18 protein-coding genes and 1 pseudogene are annotated in these 16,064 nt (G+C 66.9%); 15 read left to right on the top strand and 4 right to left on the bottom strand.

The window, feature by feature from the left end:
• Positions 1 to 52: 52 nt before the first annotated feature.
• Positions 53 to 664: a hypothetical protein gene (locus KME78_RS51055; RefSeq protein ID WP_219537266.1), complete on the bottom strand. Its 612-nt coding sequence runs from the start codon at positions 662 to 664 to the stop codon at positions 53 to 55.
• A 456-nt stretch (positions 665 to 1,120) separates the two neighbouring features.
• Between KME78_RS51055 and KME78_RS51050 the strand changes: the two genes are divergently transcribed.
• Positions 1,121 to 1,990, top strand: coding sequence for a bile acid:sodium symporter (locus KME78_RS51050; RefSeq protein ID WP_219537265.1), 870 nt, complete (start codon positions 1,121 to 1,123; stop codon positions 1,988 to 1,990).
• A 24-nt stretch (positions 1,991 to 2,014) separates the two neighbouring features.
• Here the strand turns inward: KME78_RS51050 and KME78_RS51045 are convergent, their stop codons facing one another.
• A complete protein-coding gene (locus KME78_RS51045; RefSeq protein WP_219537264.1) occupies positions 2,015 to 2,563 on the bottom strand; it encodes a Pycsar system effector family protein in 549 nt (182 codons plus the stop codon).
• A gap of 586 nt (positions 2,564 to 3,149) precedes the next feature.
• Between KME78_RS51045 and KME78_RS51040 the strand changes: the two genes are divergently transcribed.
• The 7 genes from KME78_RS51040 to KME78_RS51010 all read left to right on the top strand — a co-directional run bounded on the left by KME78_RS51040 (position 3,150) and on the right by KME78_RS51010 (position 8,681).
• A complete protein-coding gene (locus KME78_RS51040) occupies positions 3,150 to 3,476 on the top strand; it encodes a PadR family transcriptional regulator (RefSeq protein WP_219537263.1) in 327 nt (108 codons plus the stop codon).
• A complete protein-coding gene (locus KME78_RS51035; RefSeq protein WP_219537262.1) occupies positions 3,473 to 3,829 on the top strand; it encodes a DUF1048 domain-containing protein in 357 nt (118 codons plus the stop codon). The genes KME78_RS51040 and KME78_RS51035 overlap by 4 nt, the downstream gene beginning before the upstream one ends.
• 1 nt (position 3,830) lies before the next feature.
• On the top strand, positions 3,831 to 4,157 hold the full coding sequence (locus KME78_RS51030; protein WP_219537261.1) for a DUF1048 domain-containing protein: 327 nt from the start codon (positions 3,831 to 3,833) through the stop codon (positions 4,155 to 4,157).
• A 302-nt stretch (positions 4,158 to 4,459) separates the two neighbouring features.
• A complete protein-coding gene (locus tag KME78_RS51025; RefSeq protein ID WP_219537260.1) occupies positions 4,460 to 4,639 on the top strand; it encodes a hypothetical protein in 180 nt (59 codons plus the stop codon).
• A gap of 198 nt (positions 4,640 to 4,837) precedes the next feature.
• The gene (locus KME78_RS51020) at positions 4,838 to 5,635 is read left to right on the top strand and encodes an alpha/beta fold hydrolase (RefSeq protein ID WP_246654104.1); all 798 of its coding nucleotides are present in this window, start codon (positions 4,838 to 4,840) and stop codon (positions 5,633 to 5,635) included.
• 421 nt (positions 5,636 to 6,056) lie between these two features.
• Complete coding sequence (locus KME78_RS51015) at positions 6,057 to 7,952, top strand: CocE/NonD family hydrolase (protein ID WP_219537259.1); 1,896 nt, start codon at positions 6,057 to 6,059, stop codon at positions 7,950 to 7,952.
• A 222-nt stretch (positions 7,953 to 8,174) separates the two neighbouring features.
• Positions 8,175 to 8,681 carry a hypothetical protein gene (locus KME78_RS51010; protein ID WP_219537258.1) on the top strand — a complete coding sequence of 169 codons (507 nt, stop codon included), beginning with the start codon at positions 8,175 to 8,177 and terminating at the stop codon, positions 8,679 to 8,681.
• A 171-nt stretch (positions 8,682 to 8,852) separates the two neighbouring features.
• Here the strand turns inward: KME78_RS51010 and KME78_RS51005 are convergent, their stop codons facing one another.
• Complete coding sequence (locus KME78_RS51005; protein ID WP_219537257.1) at positions 8,853 to 9,764, bottom strand: alpha/beta fold hydrolase; 912 nt, start codon at positions 9,762 to 9,764, stop codon at positions 8,853 to 8,855.
• Between the two features lie 122 nt (positions 9,765 to 9,886).
• Here KME78_RS51005 and KME78_RS51000 point away from each other — a divergent pair, with 122 nt between their 5' ends.
• Positions 9,887 to 10,438 carry a helix-turn-helix domain-containing protein gene (locus tag KME78_RS51000; RefSeq protein ID WP_308127440.1) on the top strand — a complete coding sequence of 184 codons (552 nt, stop codon included), beginning with the start codon at positions 9,887 to 9,889 and terminating at the stop codon, positions 10,436 to 10,438.
• Positions 10,439 to 10,605: 167 nt separating this feature from the next.
• Here the strand turns inward: KME78_RS51000 and KME78_RS50995 are convergent, their stop codons facing one another.
• Positions 10,606 to 11,046 carry a hypothetical protein gene (locus KME78_RS50995; RefSeq protein ID WP_219537256.1) on the bottom strand — a complete coding sequence of 147 codons (441 nt, stop codon included), beginning with the start codon at positions 11,044 to 11,046 and terminating at the stop codon, positions 10,606 to 10,608.
• 462 nt (positions 11,047 to 11,508) lie between these two features.
• Between KME78_RS50995 and KME78_RS50990 the strand changes: the two are divergent.
• From KME78_RS50990 to KME78_RS50965, 6 genes and pseudogenes are all read left to right on the top strand, one after another.
• Positions 11,509 to 12,699, top strand: a pseudogene (locus KME78_RS50990) (protein kinase domain-containing protein); the annotation flags it as partial.
• A gap of 463 nt (positions 12,700 to 13,162) precedes the next feature.
• Entirely contained in the window at positions 13,163 to 13,429 is a 267-nt protein-coding gene (locus tag KME78_RS50985) for a hypothetical protein (RefSeq protein ID WP_219537254.1), read from the top strand.
• 129 nt (positions 13,430 to 13,558) lie between these two features.
• Positions 13,559 to 14,260: a DUF4118 domain-containing protein gene (locus KME78_RS50980; RefSeq protein WP_308127439.1), complete on the top strand. Its 702-nt coding sequence runs from the start codon at positions 13,559 to 13,561 to the stop codon at positions 14,258 to 14,260.
• 122 nt (positions 14,261 to 14,382) lie between these two features.
• Complete coding sequence (locus KME78_RS50975) at positions 14,383 to 14,721, top strand: hypothetical protein (RefSeq protein WP_219537252.1); 339 nt, start codon at positions 14,383 to 14,385, stop codon at positions 14,719 to 14,721.
• On the top strand, positions 14,718 to 15,614 hold the full coding sequence (locus tag KME78_RS50970; RefSeq protein ID WP_219537251.1) for a hypothetical protein: 897 nt from the start codon (positions 14,718 to 14,720) through the stop codon (positions 15,612 to 15,614). Before KME78_RS50975 ends, KME78_RS50970 begins: the two co-directional genes overlap by 4 nt.
• A 2-nt stretch (positions 15,615 to 15,616) precedes the next feature.
• Positions 15,617 to 16,042 carry a YbaB/EbfC family nucleoid-associated protein gene (locus KME78_RS50965; protein WP_219537250.1) on the top strand — a complete coding sequence of 142 codons (426 nt, stop codon included), beginning with the start codon at positions 15,617 to 15,619 and terminating at the stop codon, positions 16,040 to 16,042.
• Positions 16,043 to 16,064: the final 22 nt, after the last annotated feature.

Genomic DNA, 16,064 nt, shown 5'->3' with positions numbered 1-16,064 from the left:
TGTTTCCCTTCCGGCTGATCGCCTCCGCGGGCGGTGGTTCGACGGCCACGGATCATCGTGTGCTGCCGAAGCGGCGCAGGACGTAGTTGCCGCTCCCCCAGAGGCTGTGCGGCTGGTGGTCGCTCGGGCAGACGTTGTTCGTGTACAGGCTGTTATTGACGGCGTCCCAGAGCCCGTTGCATTTGCCGCAGAAGCGCCAGCCGGAGAAACCGCCGGGCCGGTCTCTGTTGGTGAGGTCCTCCAGGACGTAGTGCGCCGACGATGTTCCCGGCTGGCCCGCCACCGGACGCGTGAAGGGGAGATGTCCGGGGTTGCCGCCGTAAGCGGAGGGGCACGCGCCCGGATCGCCACCGTTGCCCTCGAACCAGAGCGCCTGACAGAGCCCGCACCACCGCCAGCCGGGTTGCCCGGCTCCGCCGTCTTCGACGGTCTTCACCATCCAGTCGAGCCCGAGGTAGTGGTGTCCGCCGTCGAGGATGTCGCCCGCCGGGCAGCCGCCCCGGGTGCCGTTCCCGGTGAACCAGAGGATCCTGCACCGCGTACAGGTTCCCCACAGGTGTTGCAGGGCTTGGGCGGGTTGCGCGGTGATGGCGAGCCCGCCGAGCGCGGCGAGCGATGCCCCTGTGACCAGCCGCAGTGCTGTGCGACGCCGGATGTTCGCCACTCGGATTCCCCCTTTGCTTCTTCGCTTGGTGACAGTCAGGCTCTCCTCGCTCACGGAAAGTTGCCATCGTTTGCCATCCAGATGCGGACACGGCGCGAGTGAGTGCTGATCAGTCTCCCCACCCCTCGGTCTCACGGGGTTTTGTTACGTTCATTCCCTCTCTTTGCTGTTGTTTTGATCCGCAAGAAAGGTTCCCGATAAATGCCGCTGATTTCTTTGATATGGGGCCAGCGAAAGAGTGGGTGAATACTTGCCCTGTCGCCGGCAATTTGAATGTTCGCAACCATGGGAAATGGGAATGGTTTTGCCGGGGAGCGGCCGGCCCGGCTGTCCGCCGATGTTCGCCTTTGCCGCATGCCTTCGCTCCTCGCCCTGCGCCGGCTCGGCGACCTCAGAGGCTGACGCGCGGCGCCAGGCACCGCCTGGACACGGGTCGCCGCCGGTGGTGGAGGTTTCATGAACGCATTGCAGCTGCTGTTCAACGCGATCACCGTGATCTTCATCGCGGCCACCATGTTCGCCGCCGGTCTCGGCACCACGCTGCCGGCGCTGCGTGCCGTCTTCACCGACCTGCCGCTGCTCCTGCTGACGGTGCTGGCCAATCTGGTGGTCGTCCCGCTGCTCGGCTGGGGCATCGCCGCGCTGTTCGGCCTGCCCGCCGCGGGTTTCATCGCCCTGGTCCTGGTCGCCTCCTCACCGGGTGGGCCGTTCGGGGCGAAGCTGAGCATGGTGCAGAAGGGGGATGTGGCCGCCGGTACGGCGATGCAGGTGCTGCTGGCCGCCGTGGCCAGCCTCACCTTCGGCCCGATGAGCAGCGGCATCCTCATCACGGCCGAGGTCGGCGCCGGAATCTCCCTCGACGTCGCCGCCCTGGTACAGACCATGGCCATCCTGCAGCTCGCGCCGTTCGCCATCGGGCTGATGGTGCGCCACTACGCACGGCATTCGGCACTCTCATGGCATCCGGCCGCCGCCACGGTGTCGAACGTGACGTTCATGATGGTGCTGACGGGCATGCTGCTGGGCAGCTGGCGCGACGTCGTCACACTGCTCGGCTCGCGTACGCTGCTCGCGGGGTTCGTCCTGTCCGTCGTCGCGTTCGCCGTCGGCACGCTGCTGGCCACCGGATCGCGCACGCGCCGTACCACCATGGGAGGCATAGCGGCGGTACGCAACGTGGGACCCCCGCTGGCCGCCATCGGCATCGCGTTCGGCGCTGAGCAGGCCGTTCTGGGGGCGCTCGCCGCGGTGCTGGTCAGCGGCCTGGCGGCGGCCCTGCCGATCGCCGCGGTGCTCGGCCACAACCGCCACGACAGCACCGCCTGAGCCATCGGTTCTGTCTGGACGGTGTCAGATCAGGCGTTCCAGGAAGACCATCACCGACATGACCGTGATTCCGGCGACGATCAGGTCGACGACCCAGCGTAGGCTGCGGTGTTTGGCGCGCGCGATCCGGGCGACCCGGAGAGCGTCGGTGGCCAGGTACAGCTCGTAGTCCTCTGTCTCGGCGTTCATCCGGGCGATCAGTGCTTGAGGTGTGGGCTCATCGGCGTAGGTGAGGATTCTCATGCCGCCGTGTTCGGGGGACAGCGGGCGGATGGTGATAAGGATCAGCAGGACCGCCGCGGACAGCAGGATCAGCGCCAGGATGACGCCGAAGCGAGCGAGTCCCGGGAAGCGGGCCGGACCGGTGAGGATGAGGGTTACTGTCGCGCCGTAGGCGACGCCCGCCCAGGACAGCAGCAGGCCGGCTCTCTTCTCGATGGCGCTGATCAGCTCGGCGCGGGCCGCGGTGGCGGCGGCGTCGAGCCGGTCCCTGAGGAGCGGAGACATGGACTGACGCCGTGCGCCGTCGTCGTCTCCGGAGTGGCCGCTGGGTGTGTCCGGTTCGTGGTTCATGGTGGCGGGTCCTTTCCGCCGGGGCCGTGGCCGATGGAACCGACCGGCGGCCGGGTGGGTATACGAGACGGCCGACGCTTCAGACGTGGGCCGGTGTGCGTTCGATTACCTTCGACTAAAGGCGTGTACCCAGAATGGACCGTCGATGCAGGTTTCTGTGCGGGGAGCCTGCGATGCCCAGATGGCGCGGACGCTCACCGGGATAGTCATCCTCCTGGTCTGTTGTCCTGGCACCACGCCCCGCTCCGACACTGCCACGGTGGGCCTGCCGACCAGCCTTCCCCTTCACTGCGGCACACGCCGTCACCGCAGGTCAGCGGCTAGTTGATCTGGTCTGCAAGAAGAGGCCAACAACCCCGGCCAACGATGGTGCCCACAGCGCTCTGCATCCCCAATCAAGGTAACCGCCGGCCAGAGGCAGGTTCGTCGTTGGATTGCCACGATTGCTGGAAGTGACCCTCTCAGCGAGGCACCTACACCACGCGGTGGTTCTGCCGTACTGCCAGTGCCGTTGGCCCACTACTCGGTGCTACTGTATAGTGGTACTCGGTACTACGAAGTACCGGGAGACCGAAGAGGACCCACGATGGACGACCTGACGGAGATGTTGAAGGGCACGCTTGAGGGCTGCGTGCTTGAAATCATCGGCAGCGAGGAGATCTACGGGTACGCCATCACGCGTCGGCTGAACGAACTCGGCTTCGCCGACGTCGTCGAGGGGACGGTTTACACCATCCTGATGCGACTGGAGAAGAACGGGCTCGTCCAGGTGACGAAACGACCGTCCGGGCAGGGCCCGCCGCGCAAGTTCTATGCGCTCAACGAGGCGGGGCGCGAAGAACTCGCGAGGTTCTGGGCGAAATGGCAGTACATCACATCACGGATCGACAAGCTCAAGGAGGGCGGGAGATGAACTTCTGGGAGAGCATCACAGGCAGCGACCTCACCAGGGAATGGAAGGCGTTCGAAGCTCGGGCCGAGGCATTGCCGGCCGACTACCGGGCGGCGTGGGAAGAGATCAAGGGTCATCTTTCTCCCAACGCGGACTTCACAGGTCGAAACCTGGTGCCGATTCTCGACGGTGCTCTGGGGCTGCTCGAAGAAACAGCGGCCGATGGGCGCAGTGTTGACGAGGTGCTGGGTGAGGACATCGCGGGCTTCTGTGCGGCGCTGGCCGGCGGACAAGGGGCTCGCAGCTATCGCGACCGGTGGCGCGAGCAGTTGAACAGGAACGTCGCAAGGAAATTGGGCCGGCTAGGAGGCTGACGTGGGCATCCAGGACATCATCGAGGGCAAGAAGCAGTGGCGGGCGCACATGGCGCGCATCAAGGCGCTCCCGCCGGACTACCAGATCGTCTACAAGGAGATTCAGAGGTACTTCTTCAAGGTCGGGCCGGTCGGGCTGGCTGACGAGCCCCTGCTCTCAGAGATCGTCGATTTCTTCGAGGAGGGCGTCGCGGCCGACAAGGGAGTCCTGGAACTCATCGGCAACGACGTCGCTGCCTTCGCCGACGACCTGATCAAGGACTCACGCACCTACGCGGACATCTATCAGGAGTCCATCAGCGGCGAACCTGGCACGGCCGGGAAGTAGCACCCGCCGACGGGCCTGATACCGCTTGATCAGCGCCGGCGCATGCATGGTGTGGGTCGACCCGAACTCCAGCGCCTCGATGATCTCAATCAAGCCCGTGCGGTTGGTGAAGAAGGCCTGAACATGTGCTGCTCGTGCTGCCGGTACGAAGATCCTTTGGCCTTGTACGCGTGCGGCAGCATCACCGGAGTCTTGTGGCCGCCGGGCACCGCGAGATAGACGGCGTCCTCGACCGTCTCGGTTGCTGCCGCCTGCCCAGCCGCTGACCGATTCGCGGATACCCCGAATCGGGGAGGCCACCGGTGACGTGCCGGGTGGACTCGCCCAGCGGCGACATCGCCGTCGATCGTGCGCACGGCGCGCTCACCACGAAGGCCGCCTCGGACACCGTCCCCAGAGAGGCGCTCCACACCTGCGCCGCAAGCCGCGAGGTCGGTATCCGCGAGAGCACCGCCGGCCGGCTCGACGTGAACGTCATGTGAAAAGCAACGGCTGGCAACGCTCGCAACGAGCTGGGCAGCGCCGACGGTCCCGACAAAAAAAGGCCGAGCAGATCGTCAAGGCGCGCACACCTCCACCGGTGACATGGCGGTGGAGGTCTCCACCGGCGATTCCGGCGGCTCGGCGGTTTCGACGACTCCAACGAACCCACAAGAAAGCGAAGACAGAAACGAGGAATCATGACCACTGCGAAGTGGACCGGCATGCTGCCGGTCGACGATAGCGCCCTGGCCGTCACCGACACCGGCGGTCCCGGCATCACCGTGCTCTACCTCAACGGCCACGTCGCCACGCAGGGGTACTGGAGGCACGTCATCGCCGAGTTAGGGACGGGGTGGCGGCACATCACCTACGACATGCGGGCCCGCGGCAAATCGAAGCGTTCGGCGGACTACTCGTTCGAGACGAACGTCCGCGATGTCGATGCCGTTCTGGCGGCCAGGGGCGTGGAGCGGGCGCTGGTGGTGGGCTGGTCCTATGGAGCGTTCGTCGCGGCGCACTGGGCCAGCCGCAATCCCGCCCGTACCGTAGGCGCGATCCTGGTTGAGGGCGCGCAACCGTACGACTGGCTCGACGAGGCCATGGAGCAGCACATCCGGAAGCTGTTTCGGCGGATGAGTCCACTCCTGCCGCTGCTGCGCCCGACGGGCCTGACCCCGCGGATGAGCGCCGAACAGATCGCGAACAGCAACATCGAGGTCGGCGTGCTCGCCCGCGAGCGCGAGCTGGGCCCCGTGCTGGACAACATCACCGTCCCGGCGCGGTATGTGGTCGCGTCGGGGTCGTCCTTCGGATCCAAGGGTGATGGGCAGGAACGCATTCGCGCCAGCCTCAATCAGGTGGTCGAGCGCAACCCGAACATCAAGATCAGCGCGAAGGTCCCCAGCAACCACGGCTCGATCCTGAAAAAGGACTTCCGCGCCATCGCCGACGCGGTCCGCGAGGTCGCCACCCTCGACCGGGGTGGTCCTCGCTGAGCAACCGAGCTTGAGGTCGACGGGCTGAGCAGGTGGCAGGAACACCAGCCCGCGCCCCCACATCACGAGCTTCGAGGACAGTCGAACCCCGCCAGGCGGCCAACCCTGCCCGCTCCCCCTGGCCGACGCCCGCTCCCGGGCATCGCGCCGTGATCAAACCCGCACCTGCCCGCCGCACTCGCGCCCGCACCAAAGCCGGTCGCGCCACCACCATTCGCCCGCGCCACGACGAGCTTGCCGCCGCCCCGGTCGGCGCACTCGCCACCATCACCGCCAGCAGCCGCCGATCCCGCCGATCTGGCGAGCAGGTCCGCACTGACAAGCAAAAACACAGCTCGGTGCCACCGTCGCCTTGGAATGGCACCGTATCGGCATCCAAGGGTGCCGTTGACGGTAACAACCCACCCACGAAGGAATGCACATGTCGAACTCGCGACGGCGAGAGTTCCTCGCCGCAGTCACACTCACGACCGCGCTGGTGGTCGCCGGCGCTCCCGCCGCATCCGCGACGGCGAAGCCGAAGATCAAAGTCTCCGGCGGGCTCACGCAGCCCGTCTTCTCCTACGAGAACGCCATCCGTGAGCACGTCCAGGTGCAGTCGTCGATCGACAGCGACGGCGATGGCAAGAAGGATCTGGTCCGGGTGGACATCATCCGGCCGAAGGAGTCCGGTTCTGGGCTCAAGGTCCCGGTGATCATGCAGGAAAGCCCGTATTACGACAACCCCGGCGTCGGCTTCGAAGTTGAACACAAGAAGTACGACGCGAATGGGAACGTGACGAAGTTCCCGATGTATTACGACAACTACTTCGTACCCCGCGGGTACGCGTTCGTGTCCGTCGACATGATCGGCACCAGATTGTCCGACGGCTGCCCGGCCTCCTACGGCACCTCTGACGTGCTGGGCGGCAAGGCGGTCGTCGACTGGCTGAACGGCCGGGCGACCGCCTACGACGACAAGGGCGACCCGGTCAAGGCATCCTGGACCACCGGACACACCGCGATGATCGGCCACTCGTATGAGGGAGGACTCGCCGCCGGCGTCGCCGGCACCGGCGTGGAAGGGCTGAAGACGATCGTGCCACTCGCCGCCTACACCAGCGGATACGAGAACGGGCACGTCAACGGCGTCCTGACCTGGTTCAAGGGCGGGGCGAGGTGGCAGTCCGAGCATGTCGACAAGGATCCGGCGGAGAAGTGTGAGGCGGTGCGCCAGCGGATGGACGCCGAATCCGACGATGAGACCGGCAACTACAACGCCTACTGGGACGAACGCAACTACCGGACCGGGCCGATCTCGAAGGCGCGCAACATCCGCGCCAGCGTCTTCTCGGTGATGGGCATGCAGGACCGCAACGTGGTGGGCAGCCAGTTCTCTCAGTGGTGGGCCAAGCTGCCCCGCACGGTGCAGCGCAAGGCGTGGGTGACGCAGTACGGGCACCTCGACCCGTTCTGGGCCCGCCGCGATGTGTGGCTCAACACTCTCAACAAGTGGTTCGATCACGAACTGATGGACGTGGCCAACGACATCATGCGCCAGCCCCGCGTCGACGTGCAGCTCGGCCCGAACCGCTGGATCACCCAGACCGACTGGCCGGCGCGCGCGGCGCGAACGACGACCTTCAGGCCGCAGCAGGACGGCTCCCTGGGCCGCACGCCCTCGAGTGGCACCAGCAGCTACCTCGACACCGCCGAGACCGAGATCGCGATGGCCGCCGACCCCGCCACCAGCAACCCCCACCGGTTGGCCTTCCTGACCTCACCGCTGAAGAGCACGACGCGGCTGTCCGGAACACCGTCGGTGAGCCTGAAGATCAAGCTGGACAAGCCGGCCGCCAACCTGGGCGTCCTGCTCGTCGACTACGGCACCGACACCCGCATCAACTACCGCGAGACCACCGCGACGGCCTCGCAGGGCCTCAAGCTCCTCGGCGGCGAAGACTGCGTCGGCCCCAGCACGGCCGATGACGACGGCTGCTACCTCAGGGGTGGCGACAACACGGCGATCTCCGGCTTCAACGTGGTCACCCGTGGAATCCTGGACGCGCAGAACCGCAAGTCGCTCAGCCGTCAGGCCCCGCTGACCCCGGGCAAGTCGTACCAGATCACCTGGTCGATGCTGCCGCAGGATTACGAGTTCAAGGCCGGGCACCGGCTGGGCCTGGTGCTGACCGGAACGAACGACGACTTCAACCTCGACGAGACCGGCAACGGCACCGGGACCGACGTCGAACCCGGCACCGGGGCGAGGGTCACCGTCGACCTGGCCGGCACGTCGATTTCGCTGCCACTGGTCAACGGCACGTCCATCAAGTAACAGCAAGATCGACATTCGTGTACGGTCGCGGCCGGCGTGGTCGCGACCGTACATGTGACGTCCCGAGCACGGCACCGTTCCCCATGCCCTCGCCGACGCCGATCGCCCCACCCTCGACCTGACCAGCCGTGCCCTGAAGCTCAGCCAACATGCCTCACCTCATCACCAAGCCGGGGCAATGGCCGGTGGAGGCAGGCTCGCACCATCTGCACAATGGTCGCCATGGACGAGAACGTAGCGGACGAAGCGTGGTGGAGGCGGCAAGCCGCCGCACAAGGGGAATGGTGGAAGAAACGGGCTGCAGGACAACAGGAGGAGACCCTCCGGCAGAACAACCTGATGTACGGCGGCTTGATCGCTATCGGAGTCGTCTTGGTGCAGCCGTTCCTGACCCCGGGAGGCGCTGCCCTTGATCTGTCCGCCCAGATCTGCGTGATCGCTTTCTCCTTGGCCATCCCGCTCTTGTCCGCTCTCATCATGTTGAACCGGCACGAAACCTATCGTCGGCGCATGACGAGTTCCGTTGTCGTGCTGGTGGCGCAGCAGGCTGCGCTCGGACTCGGGTACGCCGGGGTGGTCGCCGGTTTCTGGCACATCATGACGATCGCCGGGATCGCGATCCTGGTTGCCACGATCTTGGGTCTGGCCGTTCATTCCGCGGGTTATGTGCGAGTGGAGGAAGAAGACGCCCAAGCCACACCAGGCGCGGAGCAACCACCCCAACTATAAATCTGCTGGCCTGAGGAAATCGCTGTGCTCCCGCCGCGTCTGCGGCGGCGAAGCCCGCAGCCCAAATCTTCGGTGGGCTTATCCAGCCCGTCTTCTCTCTGAGGAGGTGGTGGCGGGCTCTCACGAGCAGTGATCAGGTCGAGCGACGCTGCCGTGGAGCAGTTGTCCTGATCAGCTGCCGAGTAGGTCTTGGATCGCTTGGAGAACGGCGTCGGGACGCCGGAATATGACGGAGACGTGTCCGGCGTCGTCGATGACGCGGTTCTCGCCGTGCGCAACCGATTCGGCCAGCGCGGTGTAGAGCCGCGTTTTCGCTTCGGCCTCCTCCTGGAGGAGCGATGTGGGTATGCCCTGGGTGACCGCTTCTTTGAAGGGGTCGATCGCCGTGGCGGTGAGCACGATCAGCGGGACGTCGGGCATCGGTCCCGCGTTGCGTACCTCGTCATGGAGTTGGTTCCGGTTGGCCGCCTCTTGGCCGCCGATCTTCAGCCACTCCAGGCTGACGTGCCGTTCGATCAGCGGCTCGCGGATCTCTTCCGGCCAGTCGGCCATCTCCCGGGCGAACAGGGTGCGGTAGAACTGGATGATTTCGTCGGGCAACTCGTCAGGCACCGCCTCGCCGGGGTCCCATGCCTGATACAGCTCGTTCAGTTCCTTGGGCATGTAGGAGTCGTAGTCCTCGTGTTCGGGCTCCACCAGGACCAACCCCGCCACCTCGTCAGGGAAACGCTGCGCATAGTGGCGTGCGTAGAGGCCGCCGAGAGAATGACCGACCAGCAGGTAGGGAGCGGGCACGCCGACGACCCGCAGCAGCTCGCGCAGTTCGTCGGTGACCTGGGTGGAGGTGCGTGGCAGCTCGGCCCGGTCGCTCCACCCCGTTCCGGCCCGGTCGTAGAGCACGCTCGTGGTGAGTTCGGCGGCCCGTTGTTGAACGATGAAACCGTCCATGCCGGATGAGCCGGCCCCGGGTAGGAACACCACCGCCGGGCTCCCGCTGCCCGAGCGGTGGAGGAACAGTCTCCGATCCCTGACCTGGTAGTGCCGTCCAACTGGCGGCGTTGCCTCGGCCGCTTGATGTTGCATCGCTGACTCCCTCACTGTCGGCACCGACTTGGCGGAGACGAGAGTGCGCCTTTGGGGGCCGTCACCCATCGCCCCTGCATTTCCAATTTTAAGAACGGTACCAGATATGGGATCGTAGGAGCGTGGACACCCTTGATCTGCTCCTGCACCCGGTCCGGCTGCGCATCGTGCACGCCATGTCCGGCGGTCACATCCGCACCACATCCGACCTGTGCACCGGCCTGCCCGACGTCCCCAAGACCACGGTGTACCGGCACGTCGGCCTGTTGGCCGAGGCGGGAGTGCTGGAAGTCGTCGACGAGCAGCGCGTGCACGGCGCCGTCGAACGCCACTACCGGCTGCGCCGCGAGCACGCGAGCATCGACGCTGACATGGCCGCGTCGATGTCCCTGGACGAGCACCGTCACGGGTTCGCCGCAGCCATGGCCGCCCTGCACGCCGAGTTCAACGCCTACCTCGACCGGGACGGAGCCGACCCGACAGCCGACTTCGTGGGCTACCGGCAGGGCACCGTCTGGCTCACCCCGGACGAGCTCGCCGAGATGATCGACGAGCTACGCGACGTCCTCGCCTCCAGGGCGGGCAACAAACCCGCGGCCGGCCGCAGCCCCCACCTCCTGAGCATGATCTTGTTCCCGACGGAGGCCGCCGCAGCGCCTGATGCAGATGCATGAGCGTAGGCACCCGGCCCGCGCCGAGCTCAGCGATCTCGGCCACCCGGCGCAGCGGCCATCACTCGGCCCGCCGATCCGGAAATCGCGAAGGCGCTTCCGCGGGCAGCCAGACGCCAAAGGGTGCGTAGAAATCATCGGGGCTGCTCGGAAGGCTCCTGGCGCCCTTTCTAACGCGCTTGATACCGGACGTCTCCTGCACGCGCATGCAACAACCGTCCCCGCAGCATGGGAGCCCGACGGGCATCTGTCCGCGCCCGCATCAGACGGCGACGTCGGCGACTCGAGCGCCGGACATGAAGTACATGCCCGTAGGCGCAGCCCGCGAGCGCCGCGGCAGCCAGCGCCGCCAGCCTGACGAGGTCGCCCGGCCCGAACGCCAGCTCCCCTTCGGCGTGCACCAGGAAGCCCGTCACGAAGCACCAGGCCATCGCTCCCGTCGCGAGCGCGGCGAAGTAGTGCCTTGCCCAGATCGCGAACAGGCCGACGGTCACCGCCACCAGAATGACGCGTGCCGTGGTCTGGGAGACGGTCATCGCGGCCAGCACACAACCGCCGACCGCGCATACGAATCCGGCCGGAATCAGCACTTCCAAAAGACGCCCGCGCATCGACCATCCTTTCCGGCGGGAACGATTTCATGTAACACGACCTGGCGCCCGGGAGCGCCGTTCCCTACGGCATTCCTACGCGTTCGCTACGGCCACTTACGCGTTATTTACGCGCGCTGAGCACGTCAAAGCCATTGCCTGGAGAGTCGGGAGATGAACACCCTCCTGCCCGGTCGATGGCCTATGGCCTGAGCGCGTACACGCTCTACGAGACATCGGGCGATGTCGCGCTCGCGGCGCCCCGCGACGGCGGTGTTCAAGGTCTTCCCGCTTACGCGCAGTGCTGGGGCGGGCGCCGGAACAGGCTCTGATCTACTCGCCGACCCACGTGGCACCTGCCGGAGCCCTCGGTACGCGCCGTAGGGAAAGCGTAGTTAAAGCGTAAATATCGCAACAATGCCCGCCATTTCCGGTTCTTTGGCGAACAGGATTCTCCTCATAGCAGCGGGAGGAGTGGGCGTCATGTCGTGCGCGCGCGCCGGATGCGTCGGCACCATTGAGGACGGTTACTGCGACGTCTGCGGCCTGGCCGCGCCCGGCGAAGTCTCTGTCTCGGGGCGTTCCGGGAGCGGCCGGACGACTTCCAGCCGCACCTGCGGCACCGGCTCGTCCAGGCGCGGGATGCTGGGCGCCGGGCTGGTCGAGGTGCCCGCAGTGCCATACCGGGATCCGGCGACCGCGGTCCTGGCCGATCCGCAGGTGGCCGAGCACAGGCGGTTCTGCGGCAACTGCGGCGAACCGGTCGGCCGGGGCAAGAACGGGGCGCCGGGCCGTACCGAAGGGTTCTGCAGCAAGTGCCGCGCACGCTTCTCCTTCACCCCCAAGCTGGTCGCGGGAGATCTGGTCGGCGGGCAGTACGAAGTGCTCGGCTGCCTGGCGCACGGCGGGCTCGGCTGGATCTACCTGGCTCGCGACAAGAACGTCAGCGACCGCTGGGTGGTGCTCAAGGGCCTGCTCGACACCGGTGACGCCGATGCGATGGCCGCCGCGCTGGCCGAGCGCCGTTTCCTCGCCGCCGTCGAGCACCCCAACGTCATCAAGATCTACAACTTCGTCCAGCACGCCACCGGCGGCTACATCGTCATGGAGTACGTCGGCGGTCAGTCGCTCAGACAGCTCAGAGAGGCCGGTCCGCTGCCGTTGCCGCAGGTCATCGCGTACGGGCTGGAGATCTTACGTGCGCTGGGGTACCTGCACGACCAGGGGCTGATCAACTGCGACCTGAAGCCGGACAACGTGCTGCAGAGCGAGGAACAACTCAAGCTCATCGACCTGGGCGGCGTTCGCAGGGCCGACGATGAGGACAGCGCGATCTACGGCACGATCGGCTACCAGGCACCGGAGATCGCCGCGATGGGGCCCAGCGTGGCCTCCGACCTCTACACCGTGGGCCGCACACTGGCGGTCCTGTCCTTCGACTTCCGCGGCAACGCCTCGGTCATGAAGCACGCGCTGCCGGATGTGCTGCCGCTGCCGGAGTCGTTCGGCCTGCTGCTGCGGCGGGCCACCGACCCGGACCCCGAGCTGCGGTTCTGGTCGGCCGCCGACATGGCCGAGCAACTCACCGCCGTGCTGCGCGAGGTGGTCGCCGCGCAGGACGACCGGCCGCGACCCGCCGCCTCCACCCTGTTCGGCCCGGAGATCCGCACGGCCAGGAGCCCGCGGGCGGCCGTCGAATTGGCTGGCGGTGGCCACGGTCATCGCCTTCGCGCTCACCGTCGTCGGAGCCGGGCTCCTGCTCACCGAGGCGGCGCACCTGCGGGGCGCCAAGAAGGACGCGTTCGACTCGGTGATGGCGCTGACCAGGGCGCGGGCCGTCAGCTACGACGCCAACGCCGACGAGAGCCGCTTCCTGGTCGATCCGTCGCGGGCGGACCGATATCAGCGAGCGTTTCTGGAAAAATCTCAGCAACTGGCCGGCCTCACCGGGGCGAGCCTGCAGACCTACGACAACAAGCTGGCCTCCGCGCTCGACGCGTACTCGGCCGATCGGCGCGACGTTCAGTTCACGGGATTCTTCGGCACCGCCTTCGGCAACATCACCTTCCCCGGCGAGCGGGAACTGGCTGAGCAGACCATCACCGCCTACCGCGATTACCAGCGCGACGACAGGAAGATGCGCGCCCTGCGTCGCAGCGGAGACCTGCGCGCGACGGTGGCCTTCAACACCAGCTACGTCCCGGGCAACTCCAATTACCACTTCGACCGGTACGACAAGGCCCTGGAGCGGTTCATCGCGCTGAACCACAGCCATTTCGAGGGGTCGATCCGCGACGGCGAGGCGGCCCTCGGCGGCTGGTCCTTCATCCCGGCCATCGGCGCGCTGCTGGCTACCGCCCTGACCCTGATGGGCATCAGGCCACGGCTCAACGAGTACCGGTAACGCGCCAACGTGCTCGGTCGATCGCCCGCGGCTGGGTAGAGATAGGGCGTTGACCTCGACAGATGTGACGTTAGGGCGGAAGGTGCGATGGCAATGCCTCGCTATCTGAACAGGGATCGCATCGCAGTCGTGGCCGCGCTGGTGGTCCCGCCGGCCGTCGCGGTGATCCTTCTGCCGTTTCGTGCTGGCCTGCCGAATGCGAGTGTGGCTCTTGTTCTGGTCGTGATCGTTGTCGCGGTCGCCGCCAACGGGAACCGTCCCGCCGGAGCGCTCGCGGCGATCTCGGCGGCGCTGTGGTTCGACTTCTTTTTCACCCAGCCCTACGAACGCTTCGCCATCACCAAGTCCGTAGACATCCAGACCGCGATCCTGCTGCTCGTCGTGGGGCTGGCGGTCTCACAACTGGCCGCTCGCGCTCGGCGGCTGGAAGTGATCACCATCACCGATGCCGGCTACCTGGCCCAGATCCATGACACCGCCGAGCTGGCCCAGTCGGCGAAGTCGCCTGACACGGTGGTCGATCACGTCACCGTCCAGCTCACCAAGCTGCTTCACCTTCGTGGGTGCCGCTTCGAGTACGGGACCCTGATCGGTCACCCGCCACGTCTTGAGCAGGACGGCACCGTGGTCTGGGGCCGCAGACACTGGGACGTCGATCGACTGGGCCTGCCCGATGAGGAGGTTGAGCTGCGGACGTTCGGCAATGGCCGCTTCTACGGTCGCTTCATGCTCGACCCCACACCTGGGACCATCCCGCCCCTGCAGGCACGCCTGGTCGCGGTGACCCTCGCCGATCAGGTGGGAGCCGCTCTTGATACCGCGTCGATGTAGGGCGAAGCGTCAAGACCGCGAGGGGGCGCGTCGAGTTCGCGTAGGCGTTCCGTCAGAACGTACGCGATCCGAGTCGCTCCAAGCCACGCTGGAAAGATCACAAGCACCAACGAAAGCGACCCATGCCGATAAATCCCAATCCATGGCTCCCTGCGGAGCCGGCCAGCCCGCGTGAGGTGGAGGTCGAGCGGGCTCGGCTGCGAGAGCTCAGGTCCAGGCTGCCCGAGGCCGCCAGGCCACTCGACAACGTATTGCCCAAGCTGGTCGCGCTCACTGTGGCGGAATCCGCCTTCACCTCGTTCACCTACTCGCTGGCGCTGGCGTACAACGAGGTCGAAGCGTTCACCATGACGGAAGTGCGGCACCGGGTGGAGGACACCGTCCGGATTCAGGACGGCGTGACCGCCTCCTTGACGACCTGGCAGGACGCGGAGCACGTGAGCTCCGTGAGATCGATATGAACCTCGCCGAACTGGCCCGGCGGAGCCTGGAACTGGGCACGGGCGCGGCATTGACGCTGTCGGTGCTGGGTGTCCCGGCGGGATGGCCGTTCGTCGGCAAGATGTACATCCACCAGTACCATCCGCAGGCGTTGTTCGACGGGGCGGGCACCTGGCTGGCGGTGCACGACGACGTGGTGGCCGCCCGGCTGAACGTCGAGGCCCTCGTCGGCGAGGTGGCCGTGACGGGCTGGCGTAGCGAGGACGGCCGGGCCTTCCAGCGCCGCATGGACGCCTACCTGGCCGACCTGCGCAGCATCGAGATCCGTGCCGTGGTCACGGCCATCGTCCTGTACACGGCCGGAGCGGCGCTGGCGGCGATGATCCTGTTCCAGTTCCTGGTCGCGGCGGCCATGGCCGCGGTGGCGCTGTGGGTGCTGATCGCGGCCGTCACCCCGCTCAGCCTCGCCATGGCCCGGCTGACCGCCACGCAGTCCCTGATCAAGCTCTTCGAGGGCTATCAGGCGGTGGAGGCGCCGCTGGACACGCTCCTGCACGGGTGCGCCACCGCGCTGAGCGCGACCGCGGTCGTGGACGTGGCCCACGAGGCCGCCCACAGCGACCACAGCGACCACAGCGGCCTGAACGACCTGGCCGCGGCCACCTTCGCCCAGGGCCCCATGCTGGTCTGGGGCACGGCCAACCGAGTCGAGCGCGACCTGACCGCCCACGGCCTCAGCGGCCGCTGCCCAGGCGGCACGAGCTCGCGGGCAGGCGCGCCCCTGCCGAACGGCCTGCCCCAGTTGGCAGGTGCCAAGGCGGTCAACGACATCACGACCGGCAGCCAGACGATAACCGGCCGGTACGTGCCGGAGCAGGCCAGCGACGGTTCCTACTCGTTCCCTTCGGAGTGACCATGGACTTCAAGCACGAGCTCGGCGTGGACCCCGAGCAGCTCGCGGACGACGCCGACCGCCTCTTCGACCGGATGCGCCGCCTGCACAGCGGCACTGAAGCCACCGCGCGGGCCGGGTCCGGGAACGGCTGGGTGAGCGTCGAGTACGGCAGCTCCTCAGGCGTTCAAGGGCTGCGCCTCGACCCCCGCGCCATGCGGATGGACTCGGCCCAGCTCGCCGAGACCATCCTCGACCTGATCCACCAGGCCAAAGAGCAGGCCGAAGCCGAGGAACGCGAGAGAGCCGAAGCCCTCCTGGACAGCGGCCTCCTCACCGACCGGGGACTCGTCACCGAGCAGCTCCGCCAGGCCACCGGCACCCTCCGGGAGAACCTGGAACGCGCCAGCGCGACCATCGACCGGGTACGCGCCCTGCTACGACCTTGATCGGCGGTGGTCACTCTCCGAT

Origin of the sequence: Nonomuraea guangzhouensis, from assembly GCF_019396345.1 — a bacterium.
In the GTDB taxonomy this organism is placed as follows: domain Bacteria; phylum Actinomycetota; class Actinomycetes; order Streptosporangiales; family Streptosporangiaceae; genus Nonomuraea; species Nonomuraea guangzhouensis.
The sequence above is the reverse complement of the archived record's forward strand: the minus strand, read 5'-3'. Positions and strand labels throughout refer to the sequence as shown.

Bases quoted from the DNA above. Each gene is read 5' to 3' on its own strand.
- KME78_RS50995 (WP_219537256.1), bottom strand. From the start codon at position 11,046: ATGCGCGGGCGTCTTTTGGAAGTGCTGATTCCGGCCGGATTCGTATGC.
- KME78_RS51045 (WP_219537264.1), bottom strand. From the start codon at position 2,563: ATGAACCACGAACCGGACACACCCAGCGGCCACTCCGGAGACGACGAC.
- KME78_RS51015 (WP_219537259.1), top strand. From the start codon at position 6,057: ATGTCGAACTCGCGACGGCGAGAGTTCCTCGCCGCAGTCACACTCACG.
- KME78_RS50965 (WP_219537250.1), top strand. From the start codon at position 15,617: ATGGACTTCAAGCACGAGCTCGGCGTGGACCCCGAGCAGCTCGCGGAC.
- KME78_RS51040 (WP_219537263.1), top strand. From the start codon at position 3,150: ATGGACGACCTGACGGAGATGTTGAAGGGCACGCTTGAGGGCTGCGTG.
- KME78_RS51020 (WP_246654104.1), top strand. From the start codon at position 4,838: ATGACCACTGCGAAGTGGACCGGCATGCTGCCGGTCGACGATAGCGCC.
- KME78_RS50975 (WP_219537252.1), top strand. From the start codon at position 14,383: ATGCCGATAAATCCCAATCCATGGCTCCCTGCGGAGCCGGCCAGCCCG.
- KME78_RS51005 (WP_219537257.1), bottom strand. From the start codon at position 9,764: ATGCAACATCAAGCGGCCGAGGCAACGCCGCCAGTTGGACGGCACTAC.
- KME78_RS50970 (WP_219537251.1), top strand. From the start codon at position 14,718: ATGAACCTCGCCGAACTGGCCCGGCGGAGCCTGGAACTGGGCACGGGC.
- KME78_RS51050 (WP_219537265.1), top strand. From the start codon at position 1,121: ATGAACGCATTGCAGCTGCTGTTCAACGCGATCACCGTGATCTTCATC.
- KME78_RS51010 (WP_219537258.1), top strand. From the start codon at position 8,175: ATGGACGAGAACGTAGCGGACGAAGCGTGGTGGAGGCGGCAAGCCGCC.
- KME78_RS51035 (WP_219537262.1), top strand. From the start codon at position 3,473: ATGAACTTCTGGGAGAGCATCACAGGCAGCGACCTCACCAGGGAATGG.
- KME78_RS50985 (WP_219537254.1), top strand. From the start codon at position 13,163: ATGCGCGCCCTGCGTCGCAGCGGAGACCTGCGCGCGACGGTGGCCTTC.